This is a genomic window from Endozoicomonas sp. NE40 (assembly GCF_040549045.1).
GTDB lineage: Bacteria > Pseudomonadota > Gammaproteobacteria > Pseudomonadales > Endozoicomonadaceae > Endozoicomonas_A > Endozoicomonas_A lisbonensis.
Window position 1 is genome coordinate 3,439,021 of sequence record NZ_JBEWTB010000002.1, and the last position, 22,348, is coordinate 3,461,368.

The 22,348-nt window shown below is 50.1% G+C and carries 24 protein-coding genes and 1 pseudogene; 15 read left to right on the forward strand and 10 right to left on the reverse strand.

The window, feature by feature from the left end; translation table 11 throughout:
* Positions 1 to 49: 49 nt before the first annotated feature.
* A complete protein-coding gene (locus V5J35_RS16405) occupies positions 50 to 1,723 on the reverse strand; it encodes a Na+/H+ antiporter NhaC family protein (RefSeq protein ID WP_354008178.1) in 1,674 nt (557 codons plus the stop codon).
* A 548-nt stretch (positions 1,724 to 2,271) separates the two neighbouring features.
* Between V5J35_RS16405 and V5J35_RS16410 the strand changes: the two genes are divergently transcribed.
* From V5J35_RS16410 to V5J35_RS16440, 7 genes and pseudogenes are all read left to right on the forward strand, one after another.
* Entirely contained in the window at positions 2,272 to 3,216 is a 945-nt protein-coding gene (locus V5J35_RS16410; RefSeq protein ID WP_354008179.1) for a hypothetical protein, read from the forward strand.
* 110 nt (positions 3,217 to 3,326) lie between these two features.
* Positions 3,327 to 3,563: a DUF2789 family protein gene (locus V5J35_RS16415; RefSeq protein WP_354008180.1), complete on the forward strand. Its 237-nt coding sequence runs from the start codon at positions 3,327 to 3,329 to the stop codon at positions 3,561 to 3,563.
* A 126-nt stretch (positions 3,564 to 3,689) separates the two neighbouring features.
* Positions 3,690 to 4,160, forward strand: a complete 471-nt coding sequence (locus tag V5J35_RS16420; RefSeq protein WP_354008181.1) for an FxsA family protein — start codon at positions 3,690 to 3,692, stop codon at positions 4,158 to 4,160.
* Between the two features lie 152 nt (positions 4,161 to 4,312).
* Positions 4,313 to 4,606, forward strand: a complete 294-nt coding sequence (locus tag V5J35_RS16425; protein WP_262564089.1) for a co-chaperone GroES — start codon at positions 4,313 to 4,315, stop codon at positions 4,604 to 4,606.
* Between the two features lie 66 nt (positions 4,607 to 4,672).
* Positions 4,673 to 6,316 (forward strand): chaperonin GroEL, encoded by a 1,644-nt coding sequence (groL, locus tag V5J35_RS16430; protein ID WP_354008182.1) that lies wholly within the window; start codon positions 4,673 to 4,675, stop codon positions 6,314 to 6,316.
* Between the two features lie 269 nt (positions 6,317 to 6,585).
* Positions 6,586 to 6,705: pseudogene (locus tag V5J35_RS16435) on the forward strand (HU family DNA-binding protein); the annotation flags it as partial.
* Positions 6,677 to 7,072 (forward strand): MerR family transcriptional regulator, encoded by a 396-nt coding sequence (locus V5J35_RS16440; RefSeq protein WP_354008183.1) that lies wholly within the window; start codon positions 6,677 to 6,679, stop codon positions 7,070 to 7,072. The pseudogene V5J35_RS16435 and the gene V5J35_RS16440, both read left to right, overlap by 29 nt.
* Positions 7,073 to 7,081: 9 nt before the next feature.
* Here the strand turns inward: V5J35_RS16440 and V5J35_RS16445 are convergent, their stop codons facing one another.
* A complete protein-coding gene (locus V5J35_RS16445; protein ID WP_354008184.1) occupies positions 7,082 to 7,606 on the reverse strand; it encodes an RING finger domain-containing protein in 525 nt (174 codons plus the stop codon).
* 19 nt (positions 7,607 to 7,625) lie between these two features.
* Between V5J35_RS16445 and V5J35_RS16450 the strand changes: the two genes are divergently transcribed.
* The 5 genes from V5J35_RS16450 (at position 7,626) to V5J35_RS16470 (ending at position 10,497) form a co-directional block, all read left to right on the forward strand.
* A complete protein-coding gene (locus V5J35_RS16450; protein WP_354008185.1) occupies positions 7,626 to 7,868 on the forward strand; it encodes a hypothetical protein in 243 nt (80 codons plus the stop codon).
* 145 nt (positions 7,869 to 8,013) lie between these two features.
* Positions 8,014 to 8,274: a hypothetical protein gene (locus V5J35_RS16455; protein WP_354008186.1), complete on the forward strand. Its 261-nt coding sequence runs from the start codon at positions 8,014 to 8,016 to the stop codon at positions 8,272 to 8,274.
* A 187-nt stretch (positions 8,275 to 8,461) separates the two neighbouring features.
* Positions 8,462 to 9,406: a hypothetical protein gene (locus tag V5J35_RS16460; protein WP_354008187.1), complete on the forward strand. Its 945-nt coding sequence runs from the start codon at positions 8,462 to 8,464 to the stop codon at positions 9,404 to 9,406.
* Positions 9,396 to 10,175 carry a hypothetical protein gene (locus tag V5J35_RS16465; protein ID WP_354008188.1) on the forward strand — a complete coding sequence of 260 codons (780 nt, stop codon included), beginning with the start codon at positions 9,396 to 9,398 and terminating at the stop codon, positions 10,173 to 10,175. Before V5J35_RS16460 ends, V5J35_RS16465 begins: the two co-directional genes overlap by 11 nt.
* A 61-nt stretch (positions 10,176 to 10,236) precedes the next feature.
* Positions 10,237 to 10,497, forward strand: coding sequence for a hypothetical protein (locus V5J35_RS16470; RefSeq protein WP_354008189.1), 261 nt, complete (start codon positions 10,237 to 10,239; stop codon positions 10,495 to 10,497).
* Between the two features lie 19 nt (positions 10,498 to 10,516).
* Here V5J35_RS16470 and astB read toward each other — a convergent pair whose 3' ends face one another.
* From astB to nagA, 8 genes are all read right to left on the reverse strand, one after another.
* Complete coding sequence (gene astB, locus V5J35_RS16475; RefSeq protein WP_354008190.1) at positions 10,517 to 11,854, reverse strand: N-succinylarginine dihydrolase; 1,338 nt, start codon at positions 11,852 to 11,854, stop codon at positions 10,517 to 10,519.
* Between the two features lie 42 nt (positions 11,855 to 11,896).
* On the reverse strand, positions 11,897 to 13,360 hold the full coding sequence (gene astD / locus V5J35_RS16480) for a succinylglutamate-semialdehyde dehydrogenase (protein WP_354008191.1): 1,464 nt from the start codon (positions 13,358 to 13,360) through the stop codon (positions 11,897 to 11,899).
* A gap of 12 nt (positions 13,361 to 13,372) precedes the next feature.
* Positions 13,373 to 14,401, reverse strand: coding sequence for an arginine N-succinyltransferase (gene astA, locus V5J35_RS16485; protein ID WP_354008192.1), 1,029 nt, complete (start codon positions 14,399 to 14,401; stop codon positions 13,373 to 13,375).
* Positions 14,402 to 14,421: 20 nt separating this feature from the next.
* Complete coding sequence (locus tag V5J35_RS16490) at positions 14,422 to 15,246, reverse strand: DUF1338 domain-containing protein (RefSeq protein ID WP_354008193.1); 825 nt, start codon at positions 15,244 to 15,246, stop codon at positions 14,422 to 14,424.
* A gap of 84 nt (positions 15,247 to 15,330) precedes the next feature.
* On the reverse strand, positions 15,331 to 16,578 hold the full coding sequence (locus V5J35_RS16495; RefSeq protein WP_354008194.1) for a hydrolase: 1,248 nt from the start codon (positions 16,576 to 16,578) through the stop codon (positions 15,331 to 15,333).
* 124 nt (positions 16,579 to 16,702) lie between these two features.
* A complete protein-coding gene (locus V5J35_RS16500) occupies positions 16,703 to 17,917 on the reverse strand; it encodes an aspartate aminotransferase family protein (protein WP_354008195.1) in 1,215 nt (404 codons plus the stop codon).
* A gap of 188 nt (positions 17,918 to 18,105) precedes the next feature.
* Entirely contained in the window at positions 18,106 to 18,276 is a 171-nt protein-coding gene (locus V5J35_RS16505; RefSeq protein ID WP_354008196.1) for a hypothetical protein, read from the reverse strand.
* Between the two features lie 293 nt (positions 18,277 to 18,569).
* The gene (nagA, locus tag V5J35_RS16510) at positions 18,570 to 19,724 is read right to left on the reverse strand and encodes an N-acetylglucosamine-6-phosphate deacetylase (protein ID WP_354008197.1); all 1,155 of its coding nucleotides are present in this window, start codon (positions 19,722 to 19,724) and stop codon (positions 18,570 to 18,572) included.
* A 101-nt stretch (positions 19,725 to 19,825) separates the two neighbouring features.
* Here nagA and V5J35_RS16515 point away from each other — a divergent pair, with 101 nt between their 5' ends.
* The 3 genes from V5J35_RS16515 (at position 19,826) to V5J35_RS16525 (ending at position 22,269) form a co-directional block, all read left to right on the forward strand.
* Positions 19,826 to 20,860, forward strand: coding sequence for a histone deacetylase family protein (locus tag V5J35_RS16515; RefSeq protein WP_354008198.1), 1,035 nt, complete (start codon positions 19,826 to 19,828; stop codon positions 20,858 to 20,860).
* A 122-nt stretch (positions 20,861 to 20,982) separates the two neighbouring features.
* Positions 20,983 to 21,210 (forward strand): hypothetical protein, encoded by a 228-nt coding sequence (locus V5J35_RS16520; protein ID WP_354008199.1) that lies wholly within the window; start codon positions 20,983 to 20,985, stop codon positions 21,208 to 21,210.
* A 75-nt stretch (positions 21,211 to 21,285) separates the two neighbouring features.
* Complete coding sequence (locus tag V5J35_RS16525; RefSeq protein WP_354008200.1) at positions 21,286 to 22,269, forward strand: DUF6976 family protein; 984 nt, start codon at positions 21,286 to 21,288, stop codon at positions 22,267 to 22,269.
* The last annotated feature ends 79 nt before the right edge of the window (positions 22,270 to 22,348 follow it).

A 22,348-nucleotide genomic window follows, 5' to 3' on the forward strand; every position in this document is an offset into this window, starting at 1 on the left:
CTGAAGTTCATCAAATCAAGATAGGTACCGTTAAGCGATTGGTGAGTGTTTACGGCTGTGGACACCCAAAAAATGCGAGCAGTGTCCACAATACAGTGGCTATAGCCGCCATAGCCATGGCCTGGGGTAGCTGAGTTCTGACATGATCCATCAGATCACACCCCGTACACAGTGCCGATAAAATTGTGGTATCTGAAATGGGTGAAGTCTGGTCACCAAACACTGCGCCATTCAGCACACAGGCAAAACACAGTGCCATAAAAAGCCAGGCACTGCTTTCTTCTAATCCAAGACCCAGGGTCAGGCTCCAGGCCAGAGGCATTGCCAGAGGGTAAACAACGGCATAGGTTCCCAGGCTGGTACCTGTGGAAAAGGCAACCACAATACTTAATCCAAATAACAGGGCTGGCAGCAGCCAGTAAACACTCAGCAAACGTTCTGATAATAAGCTGACAAGAAAAGCTCCTCCTCCCGTCTGCTGACTCATATGCCCCATGGTGACGGCGAGCAAAATAATGACAGAGCCGAGTACCACCGATTCCAGACCTTCCACTACACCGCCCATCAGGTCATTGAGGCTCATGCCTCTCATCAGGGCAATGCCCCCGGCCAATACAAAGGCAGCAGAAAAAGCCCAGAGAATCTGTGGGGCACCACGCAACCAGAAAGTCACCAGTGCAGTGCCGATCAATACGCCCAGCGGGAGCACAAATTCCAGTACCCATGGCTGATAGTCCCCCGAAGAGTTATCAATTTCACGGGACGCGAGCGGACGACTGCCCAGTGCTGATAACTGCCCTGTCGATCGAGCCCGTTTAATTGCCTTTTTCATTTGCCGCCCAATAAAGGGAGCCTTGTCGATTGATAACAGAAAAGTCCCCATAACCGCCAAAATAGCGTAAAACGACAGAGGCAGGCACTGGAAAAAGAACTTCAGGCGATCGGATTCTGTGGCCAGAAAGCTAACACCACTGACAATCAGTAAAGGTTGTACAAACCCTGGCCAGGCATTAAAGGCTAGTAACACCGCGACAGGGGAGGAAGTGGAGTCTACAATATACGACAGTTCCTCTTTTGATATCTTTTCCTGGTCAGCAACGGGTGTCACGGTGGTACCCACCAGTACGGCAGAAATGGTCCCTCCCTGGAACATCAGGATACCCAGTGTCCAGGTCACTAACTTTGCTGAAACAGGTCCTTTGACGCAATGTCTCGACAGAAAACGGGCAAAGGCCTGGGCAGCACCGGTTTTTCCCCAGATACCACTCAGCCCACCCAGCAGCCAGAGGTACAAAATCAACAGAATTGCAGAACCCGGCTGCCCGATGCTGTTTACCAACAACCGGGTAACATCGTACTGACCGATCAGCATTCCCCCAACAAGCAATCCCCCAAGTAGAGCTGTCAGGGGTTCTTTGAGCATGAAACAAAGAATAATGGCGGTCAGGGCTGGCAACAGTGACCAGCCTCCCCAGTGACGAACAACACTCAGTTTTAACACCTGAGGCCTGCCGTCGGAGCCTATCCGCCTGGCCAGGTCCTGCTCAGGAAGTTCCTGCTTCAAAGTCAGCTTGTTAAGGTTAGAAGGGTGCAGCGGGCTTTGATAATAGGGGGTAATTTCTGACAGTGAAATGTCCTGGTCCTGAAAGTGGACAAACCTAGAACCATCCGGGGCTATTTCCTGAGGCAGCACCTGTTCCTGAACCTGAGATATCGGTGTCATAGTCCGTCCGACACAGAAGGACATAGCCAGAAACAGTAGAAAAATCCCCAGAGGAGCCAGGCGACCTAGGTGAATGCAGCATCCTTTCGATTTTGAAAAGGTTGTTGGTGAATGCATGATTTTCTTACAAAACCTCTGATAGATCATAAACACCTACTCTCCGGACGCACTTACCTGTCAGAGAATAGAAATACCCTCAGTCATTAGCTGATTCGTTTTGTTGTACAGACTCCCCCGGCTACTCTGGTGTACTCCAAAGCCTTGCATTTGGCTCTCAATGTATTTCTGCCAATGTGTTTCTATGTAAAGCCAAATTCAGTATCCGGCATGAGGTTTACTGTTGTCACACTGGCTTCACCGTGACGCATAGCCATGTTCTCGCCAACCGGAAACCAGCTGCACAAAGCTTGGTAGATACTCAGTGTTTCTGCAACTTTACTTAATGAAGCGATGGTGTCTCTCTGAAATATTGATCCCGATGCAATTGCCTGTTAACTCTTTCTGTTATGCTCCCTCCCGTTTCCCGGTAATAGAATAAAGGAAGAAGAATGAAAGCCTTTCGGCTACTGTGTGGTTGTTTATCATTGGTGAGTGCAGGTGTGTTGGCTGTCAGCTTTCCTGAAGTTCGACTGGAAAACGACACCGTTAAAGTGGCAGTTTATCTGCCTGATATTGAAAAAGGCTCATACCGTTCCACTCGTTTTGACTGGTCTGGCCTGATCCACTCATTTCAGTTTGAAGAGATTGAGTATTTTGGCCGCTGGCGCTCAGAGCCGGTACATAACCCGGAGATGCATTTCAGTGTTAACGGGCCTGCCCAGATTTTTGGCAACCTGGGCTATGGTGAGTCTGATACCTTTGTTCGCATCGGCATCGGTGTTCTGGAAAAACCCGAAAACGAGAAAAGTTTTAACTTCATCAACCCATACCAGATTCTTGACCATGGCGAGTGGCAGGTCGAATCCACTGACGACACTGTTCAGTTTGTTCAGACATTGCAGGATGACACGGGCTATGGTTATCGTTACAGAAAAACCGTCACCCTGAATGAGCAGGGGTTCTCCATGGCTCATCAACTGGAAAATACGGGTGAAAAGGCAATTGAGACCACTGTGTTCAATCATCACTTCTTTGTGATTGACGACCAGACTGTTGATGAACAATATCAGGTGTTTTTCCCGTTCTCTCCTGCTAAACAAATAGAAGAGTCACGCATTGAATTACAAGACGACAGTCTTCAGATAATCGAACCCATCAGCGATGAAGACCGGTTGTTTGTTCCTCTGACAGGTTTTGCCAGAACGGCGGATGACCATCAGTTTCGTATTCATCATAATGGCCTGAACCGGGGGATAAAGGTTCAGGTAGACCAGCCCCTGAGCAGGCTGGTGGTCTGGGCGAACGACAGATCACTCTCACCGGAAAATTTTCTTGAAGTGAATGTGCCGGTTGGCGAAAGTTTCAGCTGGACGGCAGAATACAGAGTTTATTGATGGCTGTAAAAGGCAGGGTTAATGTTGTTTTTCAACCCTGCTGACTCTTTATATACTGGATCTTTTCAGGATGTATACTGGAGTAAATATGAGCGAATGCGGAGAAAAGCATGGAAACCTTCCAGCATGACCTGAAGAGTTTGTTCAGCCAGCTGGGGCTGAACAATACACCAGAATACATCGAGCAATTTATTGCTGAGCATTCACTGACAGAACAGCAGTCTATTTTTGAAGCCGATTTCTGGCAGCCAGCACAAAAACAGTTTCTCAGGGAAAGCCATGATCAGGACTCAGACTGGTGTGCGGTAGTTAATGAGTTTGATGTAATGCTGAGAGCCAGAAAATAATCACCACTTGTTCAGCCAGAAGTATTGATGATGTATGACCTGCCCAAAGCAAAGATTTTGTAATCCTCCCTTGTATTTCTACTATATGCCTCCAGATAGAAAGTACTTATAAATCCGGAGTCATCCATGCGATTCCCAGTCTGGTTATTTTTGCTGTTCCCCGTTATTGAAATGCTGGTGCTGATTGAAGTTGGCAGCGCTATCGGGGGACTGAATGCGGTTGCACTGATTATTTTAGGGGCAATTATTGGTATGGCGGTTTTACGCCAGCAGGGATTCAGTACTATGCTGAGAGCCCGTGAACGTATGGCACATGGGGAGATGCCTGCGACAGAAATGGTGGAAGGATTCATGATTGCCATTGGCGGTCTGTTTATGATGTTCCCTGGCTTTGTGTCTGACTTTTTCGGGATCGCCCTGCTGATTCCACCAGTACGTAAGTACCTTTTGAAGAAAATGATTGCCAGTGGTCGCTGGCAGGTACACCAGTCTTCGACCACCTTCGAAGGCCAGTATTACCGTGAAGATATTGACCCCGGGCGTGGGCTGCACAATACCTTCGACGGGGACTTCAAACGGGAAGATGAAAAAAAATAGTATTGCCCCCTTGAAAAAGATTAACCGCATCCCTACTTAGAGTAACACCGTATAACAGGTTCGGTTTGGGTGGGTACCAACAGAAATCCACCCGGCCTTAATTGTAAGTTGACTGCTGAATGTTCGGCATAAACAGTTGGAGAGATACATCGATGAAAATCCGTCCGTTGCGTGACCGCGTGGCCGTTCGTCGTGAAGAAGAAGAAACTACCTCTGCTGGCGGCATCGTTCTGCCAGGTTCCGCTACAGAGAAACCAAACCAGGGTGTTGTGGTAGCTGTAGGTAACGGAACTGTTCTGGACAACGGTGAAGTTCGTCCTCTGGGCGTGAAGATTGGCGACAAAGTGATCTTTGGCAAATACGCTGGTTCTGACACCGTTAAGATCGACGGCGAAGAGCTGATCATTCTGTCCGAAAGCGAAATCTACGCTGTTCTGGAAGACTGATTGTCTGCGACTCCCTTAGGGGTTCGATTACAACTGTTTTTAAAAAATTCGTAAAGGATGTCAATCATGGCAGCAAAACAGGTTAAGTTCGGCGACGAAGCTCGCAAGCAAATGCTGGAAGGCGTTAACGTTCTGGCTGACGCTGTAAAAGCGACTCTGGGGCCTAAGGGTCGTAACGTACTGCTGGAGAAATCCTTCGGCGCGCCAACCATCACTAAAGATGGTGTTTCCGTAGCCAAGGAAATTGAACTGGCTGACAAGTTCCAGAACATGGGTGCTCAACTGGTTAAGGAAGTCGCTTCCCAGGCTAACGATCAGGCGGGTGACGGTACCACAACGGCAACCGTACTGGCTCAGTCCATTCTGAACGAAGGTCTGAAGTACGTTGCTGCCGGCATGAACCCAATGGATCTGAAGCGCGGCATCGACAAGGCTGTTATTGAAGTGGTAGCCAAGCTGAAAGGCATGGCGACTCCCTGTGAAGACAGCAAGTCTATCGCTCAGGTAGGTACTATCTCTGCCAACTCTGACGAACTGGTTGGTCAGATCATTGCTGAAGCCATGGAAAAAGTAGGCAAAGAAGGCGTTATTACCGTTGAAGAAGGTTCCGGTCTGGAAAACGAACTGGACGTCGTAGAAGGCATGCAGTTCGACCGCGGCTACCTGTCTCCTTACTTCATCAACAACCAGGAAAGCATGACCTGTGAACTGGAGAATCCGTTCATCCTGCTGGTTGACAAGAAGATCTCCAACATTCGCGACCTGCTGCCAGTACTGGAAAATGTGGCAAAAGCAGGCAAGCCTCTGCTGATCATTGCTGAAGACGTTGAAGGCGAAGCGCTGGCGACTCTGGTAGTGAACAACATGCGCGGTATCGTTAAGGTATCTGCGGTTAAGGCACCTGGTTTTGGCGACCGCCGTAAAGCCATGCTGCAGGATATCGCTACCCTGACTGGCGCAACCGTTATCTCTGAAGAGATCGGTCTGTCCCTGGAAGGTACGAGTCTGGAAGATCTGGGTTCTGCCAAGCGCATCGCGATCACCAAGGAAGACACCACCGTTGTTGACGGTGCTGGTAACCAGGCTGACATCGTTGCCCGTGTTGAGCAGATCCGTGCCGAGATCGAAAACTCCTCTTCCGACTACGACAAAGAAAAACTGCAGGAACGCGTAGCCAAGCTGGCTGGCGGTGTTGCTGTTGTTAAGGTAGGCGCTGCTACCGAAGTCGAAATGAAAGAGAAGAAAGCCCGTGTAGAAGACGCTCTGCACGCTACCCGCGCTGCGGTTGAAGAAGGCGTTGTTGCTGGTGGTGGCGTAGCCCTGATCCGCGCCCTGTCTGCTATCGAAGTGGACGCTATCAACGCTGAGCAGAAAGCCGGTGTTGAACTGGTTCTGCGCGCTCTGGAAGGCCCAATCCGTCAGATCGCTTCCAACTCCGGTGACGAAGCTTCTGTTGTTGTTGACAAGGTACGTTCCGGCGAAGGTAACTTCGGTTACAACGCTGCAACCGGCGAATACGGCGACATGATCGAAATGGGTATTCTGGATCCGGCCAAAGTAACCCGTTCTGCTCTGCAGGCGGCTGCTTCCGTTGCTGGTCTGATGATCACCACCGAAGCCATGGTTGCTGACGAGCCTAAGGAAGAAGCACCTGCTATGCCTGATATGGGCGGCATGGGTGGTATGGGCGGCATGGGCGGCATGATGTAGTGCGACGAGAGTCGCGTAGGTAGCTGACCTAGCGGGCTACGTCCCCGAGGGTGCGAAAGCATCCTCACCCAAACCCCGCAGAAAAAACAGCATTGAAAAATCCGGTATCCGGAGCACTGTCTGGATACCGGTCTTCTCTCACGAGGAGCCTGTATCCAGGTATTGGGTGAAGACCCAATATTCCACGCCTTAGCATTTTCGCCGTAAGCCCCCTGGCTTTTAAGACACCCTCTTTAGTTGGGGGAGCAGTCACCCGAGTTGACTTTCATAACCCGAAAACCGGACAGGAAATACCCATCACGCCACGTCGTGTCGTAACATTCAGGCCCGGTCAGAAACTGAAGGCTAGGGTAGAAGCTTATGCAGGACACCGAGTTCAGGACGACTGATTCCGACATTCAGGAAGAATCAGGCCAACAGGCTGAACTGCCCGTTATTCCGGGCAAACGCTACTTTACTATTGGTGAAGTGAGTGAGTTGTGTCAGGTGAAATCTCATGTCCTGCGTTACTGGGAGCAGGAGTTCTCCAAACTGAAGCCGGTACGCCGCCGCTATTACCGCCGTCAGGATGTGTTGCTGATACGGCAGATCCGTAGTCTCCTTTACGCACAGCGATACACCATTGACGGCGCCCGTGTCCATCTCAGGGGCGAGGCTCAGAAGCAGGATTCATCCAAATACAACCAGCTGATCCTACAGATGATTGCCAAGCTGGAAGATGTGCTGGATACGCTGGATGGGATTCCCCGCTTCTGAGAGCCGTTATCAAAGTACCCGGTCCACTGTCAATAGATTATTTCTGAATCTGAAATCAGACCATATATACTGTCCGTACGCCCCAATAGCCAATAAAGAAATAATGGCAGTTGCTATTGCGATATTCACTAGTAGCTTTCGACATCTGAAACGCATTGATGTTCTCTCATGTATAGACGTTTTTATGGGCTGTCTGCACATGGGGCAATTCGGGGGTGGGCCATTAGTGAGGCATTTTTCGACCCAACGGCTTATGCATTTTTTTCCAAATTTATGACCACAATCGAGTGTATCAACCTGATTCTCAGGTATATTCTCGTGGCAGATGGCACACATTGGATTAGGTTCTGACGGTCTTAACATAGGATCAGGTTCTGACGGTCTTAACATAGGGTACTCCTTTACTATTTTATATTCCTGATAGCTGTGCTCTTTGATTACTGGTGAATGAATAAGTTCCCCTGTACCCCTTTTTAAACAAGCTTGTGAATCCAGCCGAAAGCCTTCAACGACCGGCTGGACTGGAGTGTTCATTTTTCTACCGGTTTGGAAGATGCTTTGGCAGTGGGCGAGGCGCAGATACGCCAACCGCCGTAAGAACTGGATTAGAAAGAAGTATTTCAGAAAGGTCGGTGGTCGAAGTCGAAGTTTCTGTGCAGTGTACCGTGATATAGATGGCAACGGTGTACTGGCATCTTTGGTGTACGCCAGTGATGTACCGATTAAACGGCATACAAAAATCAAGGGCGATGCTAATCCTTTTGACCTCGAGTGGGAAACCTATTTTGAGTCTTGATGGCTCAAAAAGACAAAGGAATCCCTGAAGTCTCGTGGAAAGTTGCTAAGACTATGGACTGAGCAGAAAGGGTTATGCCCTGTATGCCGTGGAAAGGTTGACAGCAGTACAGGTTGGGATGTTCATCATCTGGTCAGGAAGACAGATGGAGGAACTGATGATCGGAACAGGGCTTGAACAACAGCTCGTAATTGGGCGTGGTGAGACGTTGAAACTGGATATAGAAGATACGTCTAAGGTGACACTAGAAACAGTGGGGGGAAGCAAGATTGAATTCATCGCTACTCCCAGCACCAACCCTACCATCTCAGTAGGAGATGATATTGCCCAGCTGGATGTGAGCGTTGAGGAGTTTCTTGTGACTAGCAAAAAGCTGCTGGATTATGACTTATCAGTAAAACCTTAAGAGGCCATAAAAGTGCCTTAATGGTCTCCCAAGGGCTCTAAATCTTAGAGAGGCTTGAGCCGTATGCGGGGAAACTCGCACGTAGGGTTCTTAGGGGAGGGACTGACAGTAATGGCGGCTTTTTTCGTGAAGGGTTCTGACAACCCGCCGATTTAATACCTGTTGAAAACCTGACAGGTAAACGTCTATGCCCAGTGGTATAACTCCGGGTTCCAATGTTCCGACTCCTCCCACAACGTCTGGAGGTGGGACTGGTTCTGCTGATGCAGCAGGGGTAACGGGAAGGGTCAATGGGAACTCTGTTGCAGGAGTAGCCAGTCCGAGACGCCAGCTTGACGGTATTCCACCAAACCAGACCTCTGGCACTTCACTTCGTGAACGCTCTGCCAGCCAGCCCGGCACGCCTCCTCCCAATCAGCTATCCGGTTCACTATCCTCAGAGTCTGCCCGGGAGGGTAGTGCTGCGGAAAGCCCAAAGGAAAAACAGAAAAGAGAACTGGAAGAAGCCCGCCAAGCCAGAGAAAACAATACTCTGGAACAGCTGGAGGCTGAGCAGGAAGCCTTGCTGGCCGAAGCCGATGAAAAATACCAGAAGGTTGAGGCGCATACGGTTCTTGGCAAAGCATTTGCCGCCCTGGATAACCCGTCCGGAGCCCTCAAAGGCGTTAAAGTGATCATTCGGTTGCCGGGTGAAGACAAACCAATACGACTGATTCCTCCTGATAAGAAGGCTCTTAAGGGTCGTGATGTTGTTGCCTTGACTAAGATGGCAAAAGAGTTGCTCCAGCAATATAACAACACGGCCTTTACCGGCTTTAATGTAGGAGAGTGCAACCAGCGATTGTCGACTATTCAGGAAATGCTCAAAGATGTGGGCGGTAAGATATCTGAAAAAGGCAAGCCTGATAATGACTGGCAGAAGCAGCTGGAAGATCTGCAACACCGGCAGTCAATTATTCATGTTAAACAGCCAGCACCCGTTGAGGGTTCAGAAGATGAAATACGAGAACTAACGGTGGAAAGGCTGGGAAAGGAAGAAACAGAACAACTCATGAAAGATCTGGAAATGATCGAGCCAGAACCGACCACACTGGCAGGAAAATTTTGGAGGTTCCTCAACCATGGAAGGTAGCCGTAGCATTCCGCCTGGCACCCCACCTTCAGGCAAATCGTTGACTGAGGAGACTGTGCCGGAAGAAGAACAGCCCAATGCTGGCTCAGTTGCGCCCCCTGACGGGCGCCCGAAAATGGAAGGACTGGAGCCTGGCAAAGCGCCTAAAAAGTCCTTGCGGGAGAGGATGTCCGCAGCGCAGCCGGATGTTGCGTCAACAACAGGTATGGGCAAAACGGATTCACCTGAGGCGTTGTTAAGGCAGCGACAGGAAGTGTTGACTGCGGTTAATCATCTGGCCGTTATGAACGGGAAACTGAAAATTCTTGGCGAAGCCCTGGAGGCTCTGAAATCCCCGAATGACTCACCAAAGGGATTGGTGATTAAAGTTGAGATTGACGACAGAATGGTCTCTATTATTCCTCCTGACAAAGAAGCGTTGCGGGGGCAGGATATGGAACAGCTGTTGAGGGAGGTTAGAGAGGCAGTCAATCGCAGTTATGCCGAGTGTGCAAGAGAGGCTGGTTCTAAACCGCTGCCAGCACAGTTTCAGGAGCTGCAGCAAAAGTTTATTCAGTTAAGTCGCCAGCTTGGAAAAGAACACGCTGAAGGTGAAGTAATACAGGAGCATTTGAATCAGGCATTGAAAGCGGTACCGAAATCCATGCAGGTGGATTATTCGGGGGGAATCGTCCTGATTGAAAGAGTCATCAAACCCAAAGAGCAACCACCAGAACCAGCTACTGACCAACCCCCTCAGCCACCCCGACCACCCGGGCCAGAGGAGTAGGTTAACCAGCGAAAACAAAAAAGAGTGCTACATTTCTAGTGCCGACACAGGAGCGTAATAGATGAATTTCAGGAAACCCTTTCTGGCTGGGCTGGTGGTGGTTGCGTCAGTCGCGGGTTGTACCCATATCAATCAGGACGCTTTCAGCCAGCTGGATGCCGGTATGAGTATTGAAGATGTGGAGGGCATTCTGGGTAAACCTGAATCCTGCCGTGATCAGTTAGGGCGGCTTGAGTGTATCTGGCGGGATAAAGACCGGGAAATCCGGGTCAGTTATATTGATCAAAAAGTAGTGGTTTATAGCGCTTCAGGGTTGCAGTAAGAAAAGCTACGTTGAGTGTTTATTTTTTCTGAAAGGAATAAACGGAACCAAGCCCAAGTATTTGAGTCAGCTGGTCCAGAGCTTCCCTTGATTCTGTAAGAAGTTTTGGATCCGCTAAATCGCTCTCTTTTAACTGATCACGATAGTGGCTTTCAACCCACTGAGTCAGCTGTGAATACAGAGAATCTGTTATCAGACAGTGTGGATTAACCGCCTGCAGCTCCTGTTCGTTCAATACCACCCTTAATCTCAGGCAGGCGGGACCGCCGCCGTTGTTCATGCTTTGTCTGAGATCAAACGCCATGATCTGGTCGATGGGGTTATCGGTATTAACCAGTTCGCTGAGATAGTTTGAAACGGTCGGGTTATTTTCACATTCAGAAGGAACGACCATAATCATCTTGCCATCATCACGGCTGAGTAACTGGCTGTTAAACAGATAGGTTTGCACAGCCGTTTCTACCCGAATCCGGCTTTCGGGAACCTCTACAATCTGCAACTGGCCTGCAGTGGCTTTTTGCAGTGTTTTATACACTTCAGCCTGTTCCAGAAACGCTTTTTCATGGCAGAGCAGCAGATGCTGGTTGCCGACGGCAATTACATCGTTATGAAACACGCCACTGTCTATCACATCCGGATTCTGCTGGGCATAAACGACCGCTTCATCTTTTAACCGGTGTTGTCTTGCCACGGCTCTGGAGGCTTCCAGGGTTTGTCTTGCCGGGTAGCGCCCGGGAACAGGTCGGGTTTCATCCAGGCCGTAGCGACCAAAGACAAAAAAGGAAATGGCGGGTTGGTGGTAGTTGCTGCACAGTCTGGTGTGGTTGGCAGCCCCTTCATCACCCAGTACACCGGTACCCGGCAATGCCGGGTGATGCTGGAAATATTGTCCATCATTAAACACCGCTTTAAGAATACGGGCAGTGCTTTTGTGTTCAATGGAACGATGGAATTTGCTGACCAGATTGGCAGGCGTAAAGTGAACCTTGCCATCCTGCGTGTCGAAGCTTGCTGATACCGTTGCGGCATTAGCTGTCCACATGCTGGAAGCTGAACAGCAGGCAGACAGAAGTTCAGGTGCCTGTCTGGCTACAGCTTCCAGTACACGGGCATCGGTTCCGGCAAAACCTAAACGACGCAAAGTGTCTATATCCGGACGGGCCTGTGGTGGCAGAACGCCCTGCACAAAACCCATATCGTGCAGGGCTTTCATTTTGGCAAGCCCCTGCAATGCCGCCTGTCTGGGATTGGATGCCTGTCGTTTATGTTCAGTGGATGCAATATTCCCGGCAGACAGTCCTGCGTAGTTATGGGTTGGCCCCACCAGTCCGTCAAAATTGGCTTCTATGGCTTTCATTTCTGCTCACAACTTTTATTCGTATTATGCCAGTTATTCGAATTATTCCAGCGCTAAACCGGGGACGAGTTTTTCAGGCATGATCAATGCGTCAGCCTCAACACTGGCAACCGGATAAGCGCAGTAGTCCGCCGCAAAGTAGGCACTGGGGCGATGATTGCCGCTATCGCCGACACCGCCAAAGGGTGCAGTACCTGCTGCCCCGGTAATCGGACGGTTCCAGTTAACAATGCCAGCCCGGATATGGTTGAAAAACAGCTCATAGTCTTCCCGGCGATCACTGAACAGACCGGCAGAAAGACCGTATTGAGTGTTGTTGGCTTTTTTAATGGCATCCTTTAAGTACTGATAACGAATAACCTGTAACAGCGGGCCAAAGTACTCTTCATCAGGCAGTGCCGGAACCGTAGTGACATCAACAATGCCGGGGCTGATCAGACCTGTGCCGGGTTGCAGCTTTCTGGATTCCAGCAGTACCTTTCCTCCCAGAGACTCAAGGTGTTGCTGAGCCTGCACAATGGCTTCTGCTGTGGCTTCGGAAATAACGGCTCCCATAAACGGCTGCGGGTCACTGTTCCAGTCACCGGTTTTAAGGCTGGCTGTGGTGCGGGTCAGCATTTGTATAAACTGGTCTCCCCACTCCCCGGCAGGGACGAACAGGCGTCTGGCACAGGTACAACGCTGTCCGGTGGTGATAAAGGCAGAATGAATAGTGTCGTGTACAGCGGCGGTCATATCAGCCACTTCACAGACAATGAGCGGGTTGTTGCCACCCATCTCCAGCGCCAGGATTTTCCCGGGGTGGCCTCCAAACTGCTGGTGAAGCAGTTTGCCGGTTCGGGAGCTGCCGGTGAAAAACAGCCCGTCGAGATCTGGGTGGTTGGCAAGATAAACGCCGGTTTCCCTTTCACCCTGTATCAGGTTAATCACACCTTTTGGCAGTCCTGCCTGTTCCCATAATTTAACGGCCAGTTCTCCGGTGGCGGGTGTCAACTCACTGGGCTTGAAGACCACGGTGTTACCTGCCAGCAAGGCTGGCACGATGTGTCCGTTGGGCAGGTGTCCGGGGAAGTTATAGGGACCGAAAACAGCAACAACACCATGAGGTTTATGCCGGATAAATGTTCTGGCTCCCGCCAGACTGTTTTCAGTAATGCCGGTTCGTTCGTTATAAGCCTTGATGGAAATTTCTATCTTGCCTTTCATGGCAGCCGCTTCAGTGCGGGCTTCCCACAGAGGCTTTCCGGTTTCACGGGCGATGGTTTCAGCAATGGTGTCTGCATGCTCTTCCAGATGTTTGCCAAAAGCACGAACGATAGCAATACGCTGCTCCAGAGGTGTCATCATCCAGCCAGAAGCGGCTACTCGAGCAGCATGAACCGCCTGATCGATTTGCGGCTCACTGCTGTTGCAGCCGCTCCATACGATCTCGTTGGTGGACGGGTTGGTGGATTGAAATTCTGAACCGGAACCTTTCTGCCATTGACCATTAATGTAATCAGTCATGTCTGTCTCCTGTTAAGGTCGTCTGCCGGTTAAGGGAGCCACACGCACGGTGTCGTTCGAGTCCAGTTGCAGGGCATCGGCCTGATCCCGGGTGATATTGACAAATTCCAGCCCTTCAAAGGATACCTGCCCCAGTATACAGCGGAAATGGTTGAAGCCTGTGTTTGACAGCAGCCAGTCTGTTTCGTCGGTGGTGGTGGATTCGTGAATTCGTACTTTATATTCTCTTGAATCCCTGACGGTGCGTATATCCCTGACCCGTGCTTCCAGCAGCGGACCGGCATCGAAAATGTCAATATAGTGGGTATAATGGAAACCTTCACTTTCGAGCAGTTTCCGGGCAGGGAGTGTGTCGCTATGGGTTTCACCAATCACTGCCTGGGCATCTTCAGGCAACATGTTGGTGTAAATCGGATGCCTGGGCATCAGTTCGGCAATAAAGGTTTTTCCCTCGGCCACCTGCTGGTCGGCGGTAACGAAATCCACATTAAAAAAGTGTCTGCCTATGGCTTCCCAGAACGGAGACTCGCCATTGTCATCGCAGCTGCCCCTCATCTCGGCAATGACGTTTTCATTAAAGTGAAAGGGGTGGTTCGCCATAAACATCATGCGGGCCTTGGAAAGCAGTCGCCCATTGTTGGAGTGACGGTAGTCGGGCAACAGGAATAACGTGCAAAGCTCAGAGTAGCCGGTATGGTCGCTGCACAATGTCATGGTGGTCAGGCGGTTGTAGACATTCAGCTCTCTTGAAGCATGCACCTGGGTGTTGATTTTGAAGTTGTACCAGGGATCTGACAGCCCGATCGCAGACTCAATACCGGATACTCCGACAATCTCACCGGTTTTCTGGTCTTCCAGCATAAACAGGTACAGAGACTCTTCCAGTGCTGAAGACGCCGCAAATGATTTCAGCGCCCATTCCATTTTACGGCGAACTACATCAGGCTTTGGTTGCAAAGAAGAAAAACCCACACCAGTGTGTTTGGCAAGATGCCAAAGGGTGTCATAGTCGCAACTTTCGATCGGGCGAAAGATCATCATAGGCAACCCCCAGTGTGTGATTATTCGGCTTTGGTGTGGGTACTGGTGAATATTTTATCGGCAGAAGCCGCTACAAACCCCTGATACAAGGTTCCATCGCTGGTTGGATAGCGTTTGGCAAATTCATAGAAACAGCCGGGTATTTCCCGCCTCCCATCCGTGAAGTCAACGGTTATTTTTTTCGCCATGGTAGAGGACTGCTCCAGCAACACATCCGGCGAGCCTTTCACCAGTCCCCCGGTGTCGTTGAGAATATAGCCGTGTTTCTGCAACAGGTTATTCAGGTCAACAATATTATCCGGTTCAGACAGGTGGTTAATGGATACCGTGAAGTGGTTAGCACGATAGCCAAAGGCAGCCACCCAGGCGGCGTATTCACTTTCTGCCAGCAGTTCGTCGTAGGTTCGGGTGTCCAGTTGCCAGGGGCGTCCGGAACAGCTGAACAGGGGAGATTGTGTCGCCCCGGGAGTAATCTGGTTCACCAGGGAGGTAATATGCTTCTGCGCCTGTTCCGACAGTTCTTCAACCAGCAGCTCGCTGATAAAGACTTTTGGCAGTTCAGGATTCGGGTGCTGGAAGTGTCTGGCAAACAGTTTGCGGGCAGGAAATTCGTACTCCCCACCCTCGACATACCCATTGTCCGTGAAAGCATGGGCTATAACAGCAAGGTTGACCTCTGGCAGGTTATAGGTTCGAAGCGCAATATGATCATTAACAACTGTGCCATTGTTGCTGGATGAGCTGTTGCTGGCTGCAAACAGGTCGTGGATGCTTCGGGCATCCGGAGCCAGCTCAAGATAATCTTCCCACATGGCCTGCAGCAGGGTATGGATTGTGTTGTCCATGACAAGCCTCCTGTCTTTGGTGTAATGAGTGACAACTCAGGATCATGGAAAGGCAAGGGTAGCAGTAAGTCAGTTGTCGTTTTTTTACTGACGCAGCCATTCGTTGCCTTTGCCTTCCGCTTCATTTTTTGCCAGTGCCATCAGCAGGGCTGCACTGAGCTTCGCTCTGGGAATCAGGCTGCTGATTTTCATATATTCCTTATCGCTGTGAATATGACCTCCCTGTACTCCCAAGGTATCAATATTTGGTACGCCAAAGGAAGCCAGATTATTGCCATCGCAGCAGCCGCCAGTGGCTTTTACATCAATGGGCATACCCAGGGCCGAGCCGCACTCTTTAGCCAGCTGAAACAGTTTCTGGTTGGCAGTGGACAACACTTTTGGTTTACGGCCAAAACCACCGTGCAGTTCCAGAGTAATGCCATCGCGGCCACTGATCTGGTTAACCAGCATTTGCAGCTGATGCAGGCACCATTGTTCATCTTCAGGTTTTTCAATACGAATATTAAACCGGCAGATACAGCGATCAGGCACTATATTGGTTGGTCCGCCCCCGTGGACAAAACCGGGATTGAAAGTGACGTTTTCACGACCACCATTGAGGTCATCCATTGCCGACACGAAATCACAGAGCGCCCGGACCGCATTTCGGCCAAGGTGATGTTCACGTCCGGCATGGGCGGCTTTGCCATAACAGACAGCCGTGAAGTTGCCGCTGCCTTTACGGGCACCAGCCAGTGAACCATCGGGAAAACTGGGTTCGTAAAGCATTCCCACATGAGCTGTTTTTGCGGCTGCTTCAAACAGGGGAGCGGAACCGGGTGAGCCAATTTCTTCATCAGGATTCAGGATGATCTGCCACCCAACCTGTTCAGCCCAGGGCGACTGCTCAAACAGTTTCAGGGCATGAATCATCACCACCAGACCGCCTTTCAGGTCAGTGACGCCGGGGCCGTTGATATGGTCATCATCAATGAATTTTACCGTCTGAAACGGGTGGTCTTCGCCAAACACCGTGTCCATGTGTCCACCCAAAACAATTTGCAAAGAAGCCTCTGGCCGCTTTGAAAGAATAAGCGCGTCACCTAATGGCTGACGTATAGCGTCTCCGTGAATGTTAATGGACTGGTAATCGTTAAGGCTGACAACCCGCTGTTGCGCTTCCAGAGGCAGGGTCATTTTTTGCAGTTCAGACAGAACCCGATTCACCCCTTTTGCATTAAGACTTCCGGAGTTTATTTCCGCAAGGCTGATGGTCTGTTGAAGCATTGTGCTCTGACGATCGTCCAGTTTCTGAAGCAGAGGCAGGAAAGGATCAATAATGCCTGACATGGTATCCACTTTTGTTGTTATTGACCTCTAAAGTATACGACGATGCAGAAAATATACAGGCAAAAAAATGCCAACATGACGTTGGCATTTTCCGGCTGCGCAGGGGTGACGATGGGACGCTCGATCAGCTTTGAACTATTTTTGCCACAGCTTTCCTCAGGGCATCCATCCCCTGGCGAATGTCGTCATCAGGGATGATCAGTGACGGAGCCAGACGCAGAACATTCGGACCTGCGACCAGCAGCATTAAACCTTCTTCCGCAGCGGCAGCCAGAAACTCCTTGCCTTTACCGTGCCATTCAGGCGTCAGTTCCGCACCAATGAGCAGCCCCTTGCCCCGGATTTCAGTGAAGACACCGAACTCATCATTAATGCTTTCCAGCTCCCGACGAAACAGCTGATGTTTGCCGGATACATTGGCTAGTAACTGGTCATCATTAATCAGCGTGATCGCTGCCAGAGCCACTGAACAGGCCAGGGCATTACCGCCATAGGTGCTGCCGTGAGTGCCAAAGCCAAAACTGTTGGCGACTTCCGAGGTCGTCAGCATGGCGCCAACGGGGAAACCGCCGCCAAGAGCTTTTGCGGTGGTCAGGATGTCGGGTACAACACCCGTACTCATGTAAGCATAAAACTCACCGGTGCGTCCTACGCCGGTCTGCACTTCGTCAAACACCAGCAGGGCATTGTACTGGTCGCAGAGTTCTCTGGCGGCCTGTAGAAACTCTGGCGTTGCGGGCATGACGCCACCTTCGCCCTGAATGGGCTCCAGAACAATGGCGCAGGTTTTGTCTGAAACCGCTGCCCTTAAAGCTTCAACGTCGTTAAAGGGCAGATGGGTGACACCTTCTGGCACAGGGGCATAGCCTTCACAGTATTTGGGCTGTCCACCTACTGTGATCGCAAACAGACTACGGCCGTGAAAAGAGTGGTTGAAGGAAATAATTTCATGTTTTTCCGGGCCAGCGTGGTCGTAAGCGTACTTTCGTGCAAGCTTGAACGCGGCTTCGTTGGCTTCGGTACCTGAATTGCAGAAGAAGACTTTTTCTGCAAAGCAGACTTCGGTGAGCGCCCTGGCCAGAGCGAGTGCAGGTTCATTGGTGTAAACGTTACTGAGATGCCAGAGTTTGTCGGCCTGATCTTTCAGGACCTTTACCAGCTTCGGGTGGCAGTGTCCCAGCGCATTGACGGCAATGCCGCCAGCAAAATCAATGTACTCCCTGCCTTCCTGATCCCAGATGCGCGACCCTTTGCCACGGACGGGAACAACTTTCTGAGGTGCATAATTTGGCACCATTACTTCGTCAAAAGTTGCTCTGCTGACAGAATACTCGGTCATAGGCTGCTCTCCCGGAAACTTGTTATCTTTTTTCGATGGCTATTAAGTATTATTGCTTAAGGAGTTTACATCATCAGCAGATGCATTTGGGGGCAGAAGTGAGTTTTATTTTGCCGTTCTGAAAGGTGCGTGCGGGCATCGAAACCGGAAGGTCTGAGGTCTGTTTTACAGACCCCATGCAAAGTCATCTATTTGGTCTTGAACTTTTTGATTACCGGCTTCACTTTTGATGAGCAGGCGTTGGTCTGGTGGATAGCTGCCAGAAGAACCGGATCAATCACTTCGGGTACTACACCCCTTGGCTGTCTGGTTTCTTTAGGCATGCGTACCGTTCGATGATCATCAGTTACAAATATCATTTTTTTATCTCCCCCTGTCTCCGTAAAGAGTTTTATCAGTGGATTCGATAGTAATTAATACGTACTAACCACTAAAAACCTTTACAGTTGACCTGTGTCAGTTTTTGTTGTTTGAAAAAAGTTGCAGAACAATTCTTGTTATGTTTGTTCGCTCATTTGTTATTCACTGTTTAAAGTGTATGCAGCCGAAACGCGCCCGGCACGTTGAAAGCTATATTCATAATACTCTTATGTTATTTACAGCAGCCTTTTTAGTTCTCTCGAAGTAGACCGGCCGGAAAGAGCAAGGTGAATTAACAATAATCGTAGACCTTTTTGCCATCAACCAGAGTCATCTGTATCTGATACTGTTTATCGAGAATAGCCAGATTTGCCCGTTTACCGGCTTTAATGCTACCAATGCTCTCCTGCATACCCAGCAGGGTGGCAGGTGTCAGGGATGCCATATGAACCGCTGCCAGTGGTGCTACGCCAGCTTCGTTAACCATATTGGCAATGGCCCTGTCCAGTGTCAGAGTACTGCCCGCCAGGGCACCTGATGCGGTTCTGGCGACGCCATCCTGTACGGTGACCTTCAGCTGGCCTAACTGATAGTCTCCGTCCTGCAAACCTCCTGCACACATACAGTCCGTCACAAGAGCGATTTTTTTCTCGCCCTTGAGACGGTAAACCAGTTCCATGACAATTGGGTTAACATGCACGAGATCTGCAATCATTTCGGCGTATATGTCCTGATGATGCAGAACCGCACCAACGGTACCGGGTTCCCGGTGATGCAGACCCAGCATCTGGTTAAAGATATGGACTCCGCCAATAGCTCCGGCCTCAAAAGCCTCCTGGCACTGTTCATAACTGGCCCCCGTGTGTCCAACCATGACATTGATGCCTTTCTGGCTCAGGTAGCGGGTGGCTTCAATAGCGCCTTCAAGCTCAGGAGCCAGTGCCAGTGACTTCAATGTGCCATCTGCAGCTGCCAGCATTTCATCGAGTCGTTCAGTGGAGGGCGACAGGAAATAGCTGCCATCGTGGGCGCCCTTGAAATCTTTGGTAAAGAAAATGGCTTCGGAATAACTGCCCAGCAGTTCAGCGCCACTGACGCCCTGTTCAATGGAATGTTTTACGTTAGCTAATGCCGCCAGATTTCGTTCCCAAGTATCAGTGACCGTAGTGGCAAGAAATCCTGTGACCCCTGTTCTGGCAATGCTGGTGGAAATGGTATTCAACGATTCGTGGGTCGCATCCATCACGTCACAGCCAGAGCAGCCGTGAATATGAAGATCAACAAACCCCGGCACAATGCGGTGGTCGCCCAGGTCAATCACCTCTGCATCGGGCGCTGGCTGACAGCCGACTGCGGCGATCCTGCCATTCTCGATTTTCAGACAGCTATTGTGAATGATCCCTGTTTCCGAAAAAATCTCTTCCGCTTTGAGGTAAAACGTCGTCATAAAACCTTCCCAGCCTTTTATAATTTGCGTTGCTTGACGCATTTTACCATGTGCTGATTGTTTAAACGTCAGCGACATGTCAATGGTTCAGGAGAACGTCGATGCTGACCATTTACAGTGAACAGCAAAAGCTGCACAACCCTGCCAGAGAGTTCCTTGGGGGCGATCTGGTACCTTATCTGGAATCCCCAAAACGACTGGACTATGTTCTGGAAGCCCTTCAGGACAATAATCTGGGACGAATCGAATGGCCAGAAAGCTTTTCAACCGAGCCTATAGCCAGGGTGCATCGACCAGATTATATCGAGTTTCTGGAAACTGCCTGGCAGCGCTGGCACCAGACGTACCCGGAATCCACTCAGGCATCGCCTTACTGTTTTCCTCATCGAGGGCTCAGGCATCTGGTGCCGGAACAGATTGAAGGCGCACTGGGGTATTACTCTATGGATCTCACGGCACCCGTGGTTGAAGGGACCTGGAAAGCCATCAGGGCATCGGTGGATTGTGCTCTGACCGCTCAGAAAAGAGTACTGGATGGGGAACCGGTCGCCTTTGCCCTTTGCCGGCCACCCGGTCATCACGCATCAGAGGATTTAATGGCCGGTTACTGCTTTTTTAACAACGCAGCTATTGCTACTCAGGCTTTTCTCGATCAGGGCGCTGATAAGGTCGCCATACTGGATGTTGACTATCACCACGGCCATGGTACCCAGTCCATTTTCTATTCCCGCAACGATGTGTTTTTTGCCTCTCTTCATGCTGATCCCCGGCAGGACTATCCCCATTATCTTGGTCACGAGGACGAAACCGGCGATGGTGCGGGGCTGGGTTTCAATATGAACCTGCCGCTGCCACTGCATGCCACAGGCTGGACGGAATACCGCAGGGCTCTGGAAGTCGCTCTTGGACGAATCGGTGGGTTTCAACCGGACTATCTGGTGGTTTCCCTGGGGCTCGATACCTATGAACGGGACCCGATCTCTTTCTTCAACATCAATACCCCGGATTTTGTGGAGCTGGGACGTTGTCTGGCCGCTCTGAAAAAGCCCACCCTGTTTGTTTTTGAAGGAGGCTATGCCCTGGAAGCTCTGGGTAATAATACTGTGGCAGTACTGGAAGGATTTTCCGCTTTCTGACGGGTACTCTCTGATGGATGGTTTGTGGCCGTTTTCTCAGCCTACAACTTTTGTCTATATAGAAAAGGCTGAGAACTGTCGATAGAACCCATGCAATTCTCCTAATTCACTGGAACACGTTTATGAGACAGGATATACCACCAAAAGACAGGGCTGAATGGGCGGAGTTGGTACAGGGTCAGCACAAAATGGACAAATTTGTTCTTCAGTTACAGGTCGATAAAGTTCAAAAAGGCATAAAATCTGGCGATATCACACAGGAAGAAGCCATAGATTACCTTTACGAGTATTTTGCCAAATACCCCAAAGGCTTTGTCAGTGACCTGAAAGCTGTGTTCAAAACATGGTGAACACCTTTTTAAAATGGACCTGATATAAAAACGAGCCTGAAGAGTAGACAGGACTAAAGGATAAAAGGATTTGTCATGAAAAAGTTACAGAGTGTCAAAGAGGTCATCCAGCTGATTGAAGCGGGTAAAGTGTTATCGCTGGCCGGGGACGAACGGGTGTTGTCACAGCTGCCAGAAGGTAACTGGGTCGCTGGATCAACGCCCTATTTTATGGGAGAAAGCCAGGGCGAGTTTTCACAGGAAAAAGTGTACGTCGATGAAATTTCAGATGACGCCACTCAACACAAAATCATAACATATGATAAACAGTCGCTGCCCTCCTTTACCCGTGACCGTTTCGATAATGGTTATACCATACTGGTGATACCTGCTTTCTCGGAGGTTCATTCAGACTTTGCCCTGCATGCAGACGGTTATGACTTCCTGTACGACAACCCCGTGCTGGGCTGGGTATCCGGTATTGACCTTAACTCCAGTGATACACCCAAGGTATACGATGGTTCTACAGGTACTGAGCTGACCGACGGGGTGGTGGCGCTGCATGTTGAGCTGCCCACTAACAAAATGCCCCAGCTGGAGATCATTAACATTCACACACCGGATCCGGACAGCCCGGTGATTGAGTTTGATACTGATGCTTTCGAGGCAGGAGACTGTCTGGTAAATGGGGAAAAGGTGAATTTTGCCGAATATGTTACGGCTCACAGTATTGATACCAAGGTACCGCTAACCAGTAATTACTCCGGTGCGATTATCAATACCTGTATCAAAGAGGTAAACACGGATGATGGTAAGGTGTCCTTCTATGCTCCGGTGTTCGCGGGAAGGCGGTATCGCTTTGCCAGACCTCTGGCTGACTATGCCACAGAGTTTGCAAACAGCCTGCCACAGGAAAACACGGATATGCAGTTCTCCTGTAACTGTATCCTGAACTTCCTTTATGGCGAGCTGGAAGGCAAGCGGGCAGGTTTCCCGGGTCCCATTACGTTTGGAGAGATCGGGTACCGTCTGTTAAACCAGACCATGACCTACCTTAAAGTGGTTGATCTGGACGACTGAATAGCTGAATTAATAGCTGACTGAAAACAACAATGGGGAGCTTCAGCTCCCCATTGTTGTTTTCAGGGTTGTTTAAAAA

What these genes read in the sequence shown, in the direction of transcription:
- V5J35_RS16405 (WP_354008178.1), bottom strand. Translation starts at nt 1,723, where the DNA reads ATGACACCGATATCTCAGGTTCAGGAACAGGTGCTGCCTCAGGAAATA.
- V5J35_RS16410 (WP_354008179.1), top strand. Translation starts at nt 2,272, where the DNA reads ATGAAAGCCTTTCGGCTACTGTGTGGTTGTTTATCATTGGTGAGTGCA.
- V5J35_RS16415 (WP_354008180.1), top strand. Translation starts at nt 3,327, where the DNA reads ATGGAAACCTTCCAGCATGACCTGAAGAGTTTGTTCAGCCAGCTGGGG.
- V5J35_RS16420 (WP_354008181.1), top strand. Translation starts at nt 3,690, where the DNA reads ATGCGATTCCCAGTCTGGTTATTTTTGCTGTTCCCCGTTATTGAAATG.
- V5J35_RS16425 (WP_262564089.1), top strand. Translation starts at nt 4,313, where the DNA reads ATGAAAATCCGTCCGTTGCGTGACCGCGTGGCCGTTCGTCGTGAAGAA.
- groL (WP_354008182.1), top strand. Translation starts at nt 4,673, where the DNA reads ATGGCAGCAAAACAGGTTAAGTTCGGCGACGAAGCTCGCAAGCAAATG.
- V5J35_RS16440 (WP_354008183.1), top strand. Translation starts at nt 6,677, where the DNA reads ATGCAGGACACCGAGTTCAGGACGACTGATTCCGACATTCAGGAAGAA.
- V5J35_RS16445 (WP_354008184.1), bottom strand. Translation starts at nt 7,606, where the DNA reads ATGAACACTCCAGTCCAGCCGGTCGTTGAAGGCTTTCGGCTGGATTCA.
- V5J35_RS16450 (WP_354008185.1), top strand. Translation starts at nt 7,626, where the DNA reads ATGCTTTGGCAGTGGGCGAGGCGCAGATACGCCAACCGCCGTAAGAAC.
- V5J35_RS16455 (WP_354008186.1), top strand. Translation starts at nt 8,014, where the DNA reads ATGGAGGAACTGATGATCGGAACAGGGCTTGAACAACAGCTCGTAATT.
- V5J35_RS16460 (WP_354008187.1), top strand. Translation starts at nt 8,462, where the DNA reads ATGCCCAGTGGTATAACTCCGGGTTCCAATGTTCCGACTCCTCCCACA.
- V5J35_RS16465 (WP_354008188.1), top strand. Translation starts at nt 9,396, where the DNA reads ATGGAAGGTAGCCGTAGCATTCCGCCTGGCACCCCACCTTCAGGCAAA.
- V5J35_RS16470 (WP_354008189.1), top strand. Translation starts at nt 10,237, where the DNA reads ATGAATTTCAGGAAACCCTTTCTGGCTGGGCTGGTGGTGGTTGCGTCA.
- astB (WP_354008190.1), bottom strand. Translation starts at nt 11,854, where the DNA reads ATGAAAGCCATAGAAGCCAATTTTGACGGACTGGTGGGGCCAACCCAT.
- astD (WP_354008191.1), bottom strand. Translation starts at nt 13,360, where the DNA reads ATGACTGATTACATTAATGGTCAATGGCAGAAAGGTTCCGGTTCAGAA.
- astA (WP_354008192.1), bottom strand. Translation starts at nt 14,401, where the DNA reads ATGATGATCTTTCGCCCGATCGAAAGTTGCGACTATGACACCCTTTGG.
- V5J35_RS16490 (WP_354008193.1), bottom strand. Translation starts at nt 15,246, where the DNA reads ATGGACAACACAATCCATACCCTGCTGCAGGCCATGTGGGAAGATTAT.
- V5J35_RS16495 (WP_354008194.1), bottom strand. Translation starts at nt 16,578, where the DNA reads ATGTCAGGCATTATTGATCCTTTCCTGCCTCTGCTTCAGAAACTGGAC.
- V5J35_RS16500 (WP_354008195.1), bottom strand. Translation starts at nt 17,917, where the DNA reads ATGACCGAGTATTCTGTCAGCAGAGCAACTTTTGACGAAGTAATGGTG.
- V5J35_RS16505 (WP_354008196.1), bottom strand. Translation starts at nt 18,276, where the DNA reads ATGATATTTGTAACTGATGATCATCGAACGGTACGCATGCCTAAAGAA.
- nagA (WP_354008197.1), bottom strand. Translation starts at nt 19,724, where the DNA reads ATGACGACGTTTTACCTCAAAGCGGAAGAGATTTTTTCGGAAACAGGG.
- V5J35_RS16515 (WP_354008198.1), top strand. Translation starts at nt 19,826, where the DNA reads ATGCTGACCATTTACAGTGAACAGCAAAAGCTGCACAACCCTGCCAGA.
- V5J35_RS16520 (WP_354008199.1), top strand. Translation starts at nt 20,983, where the DNA reads ATGAGACAGGATATACCACCAAAAGACAGGGCTGAATGGGCGGAGTTG.
- V5J35_RS16525 (WP_354008200.1), top strand. Translation starts at nt 21,286, where the DNA reads ATGAAAAAGTTACAGAGTGTCAAAGAGGTCATCCAGCTGATTGAAGCG.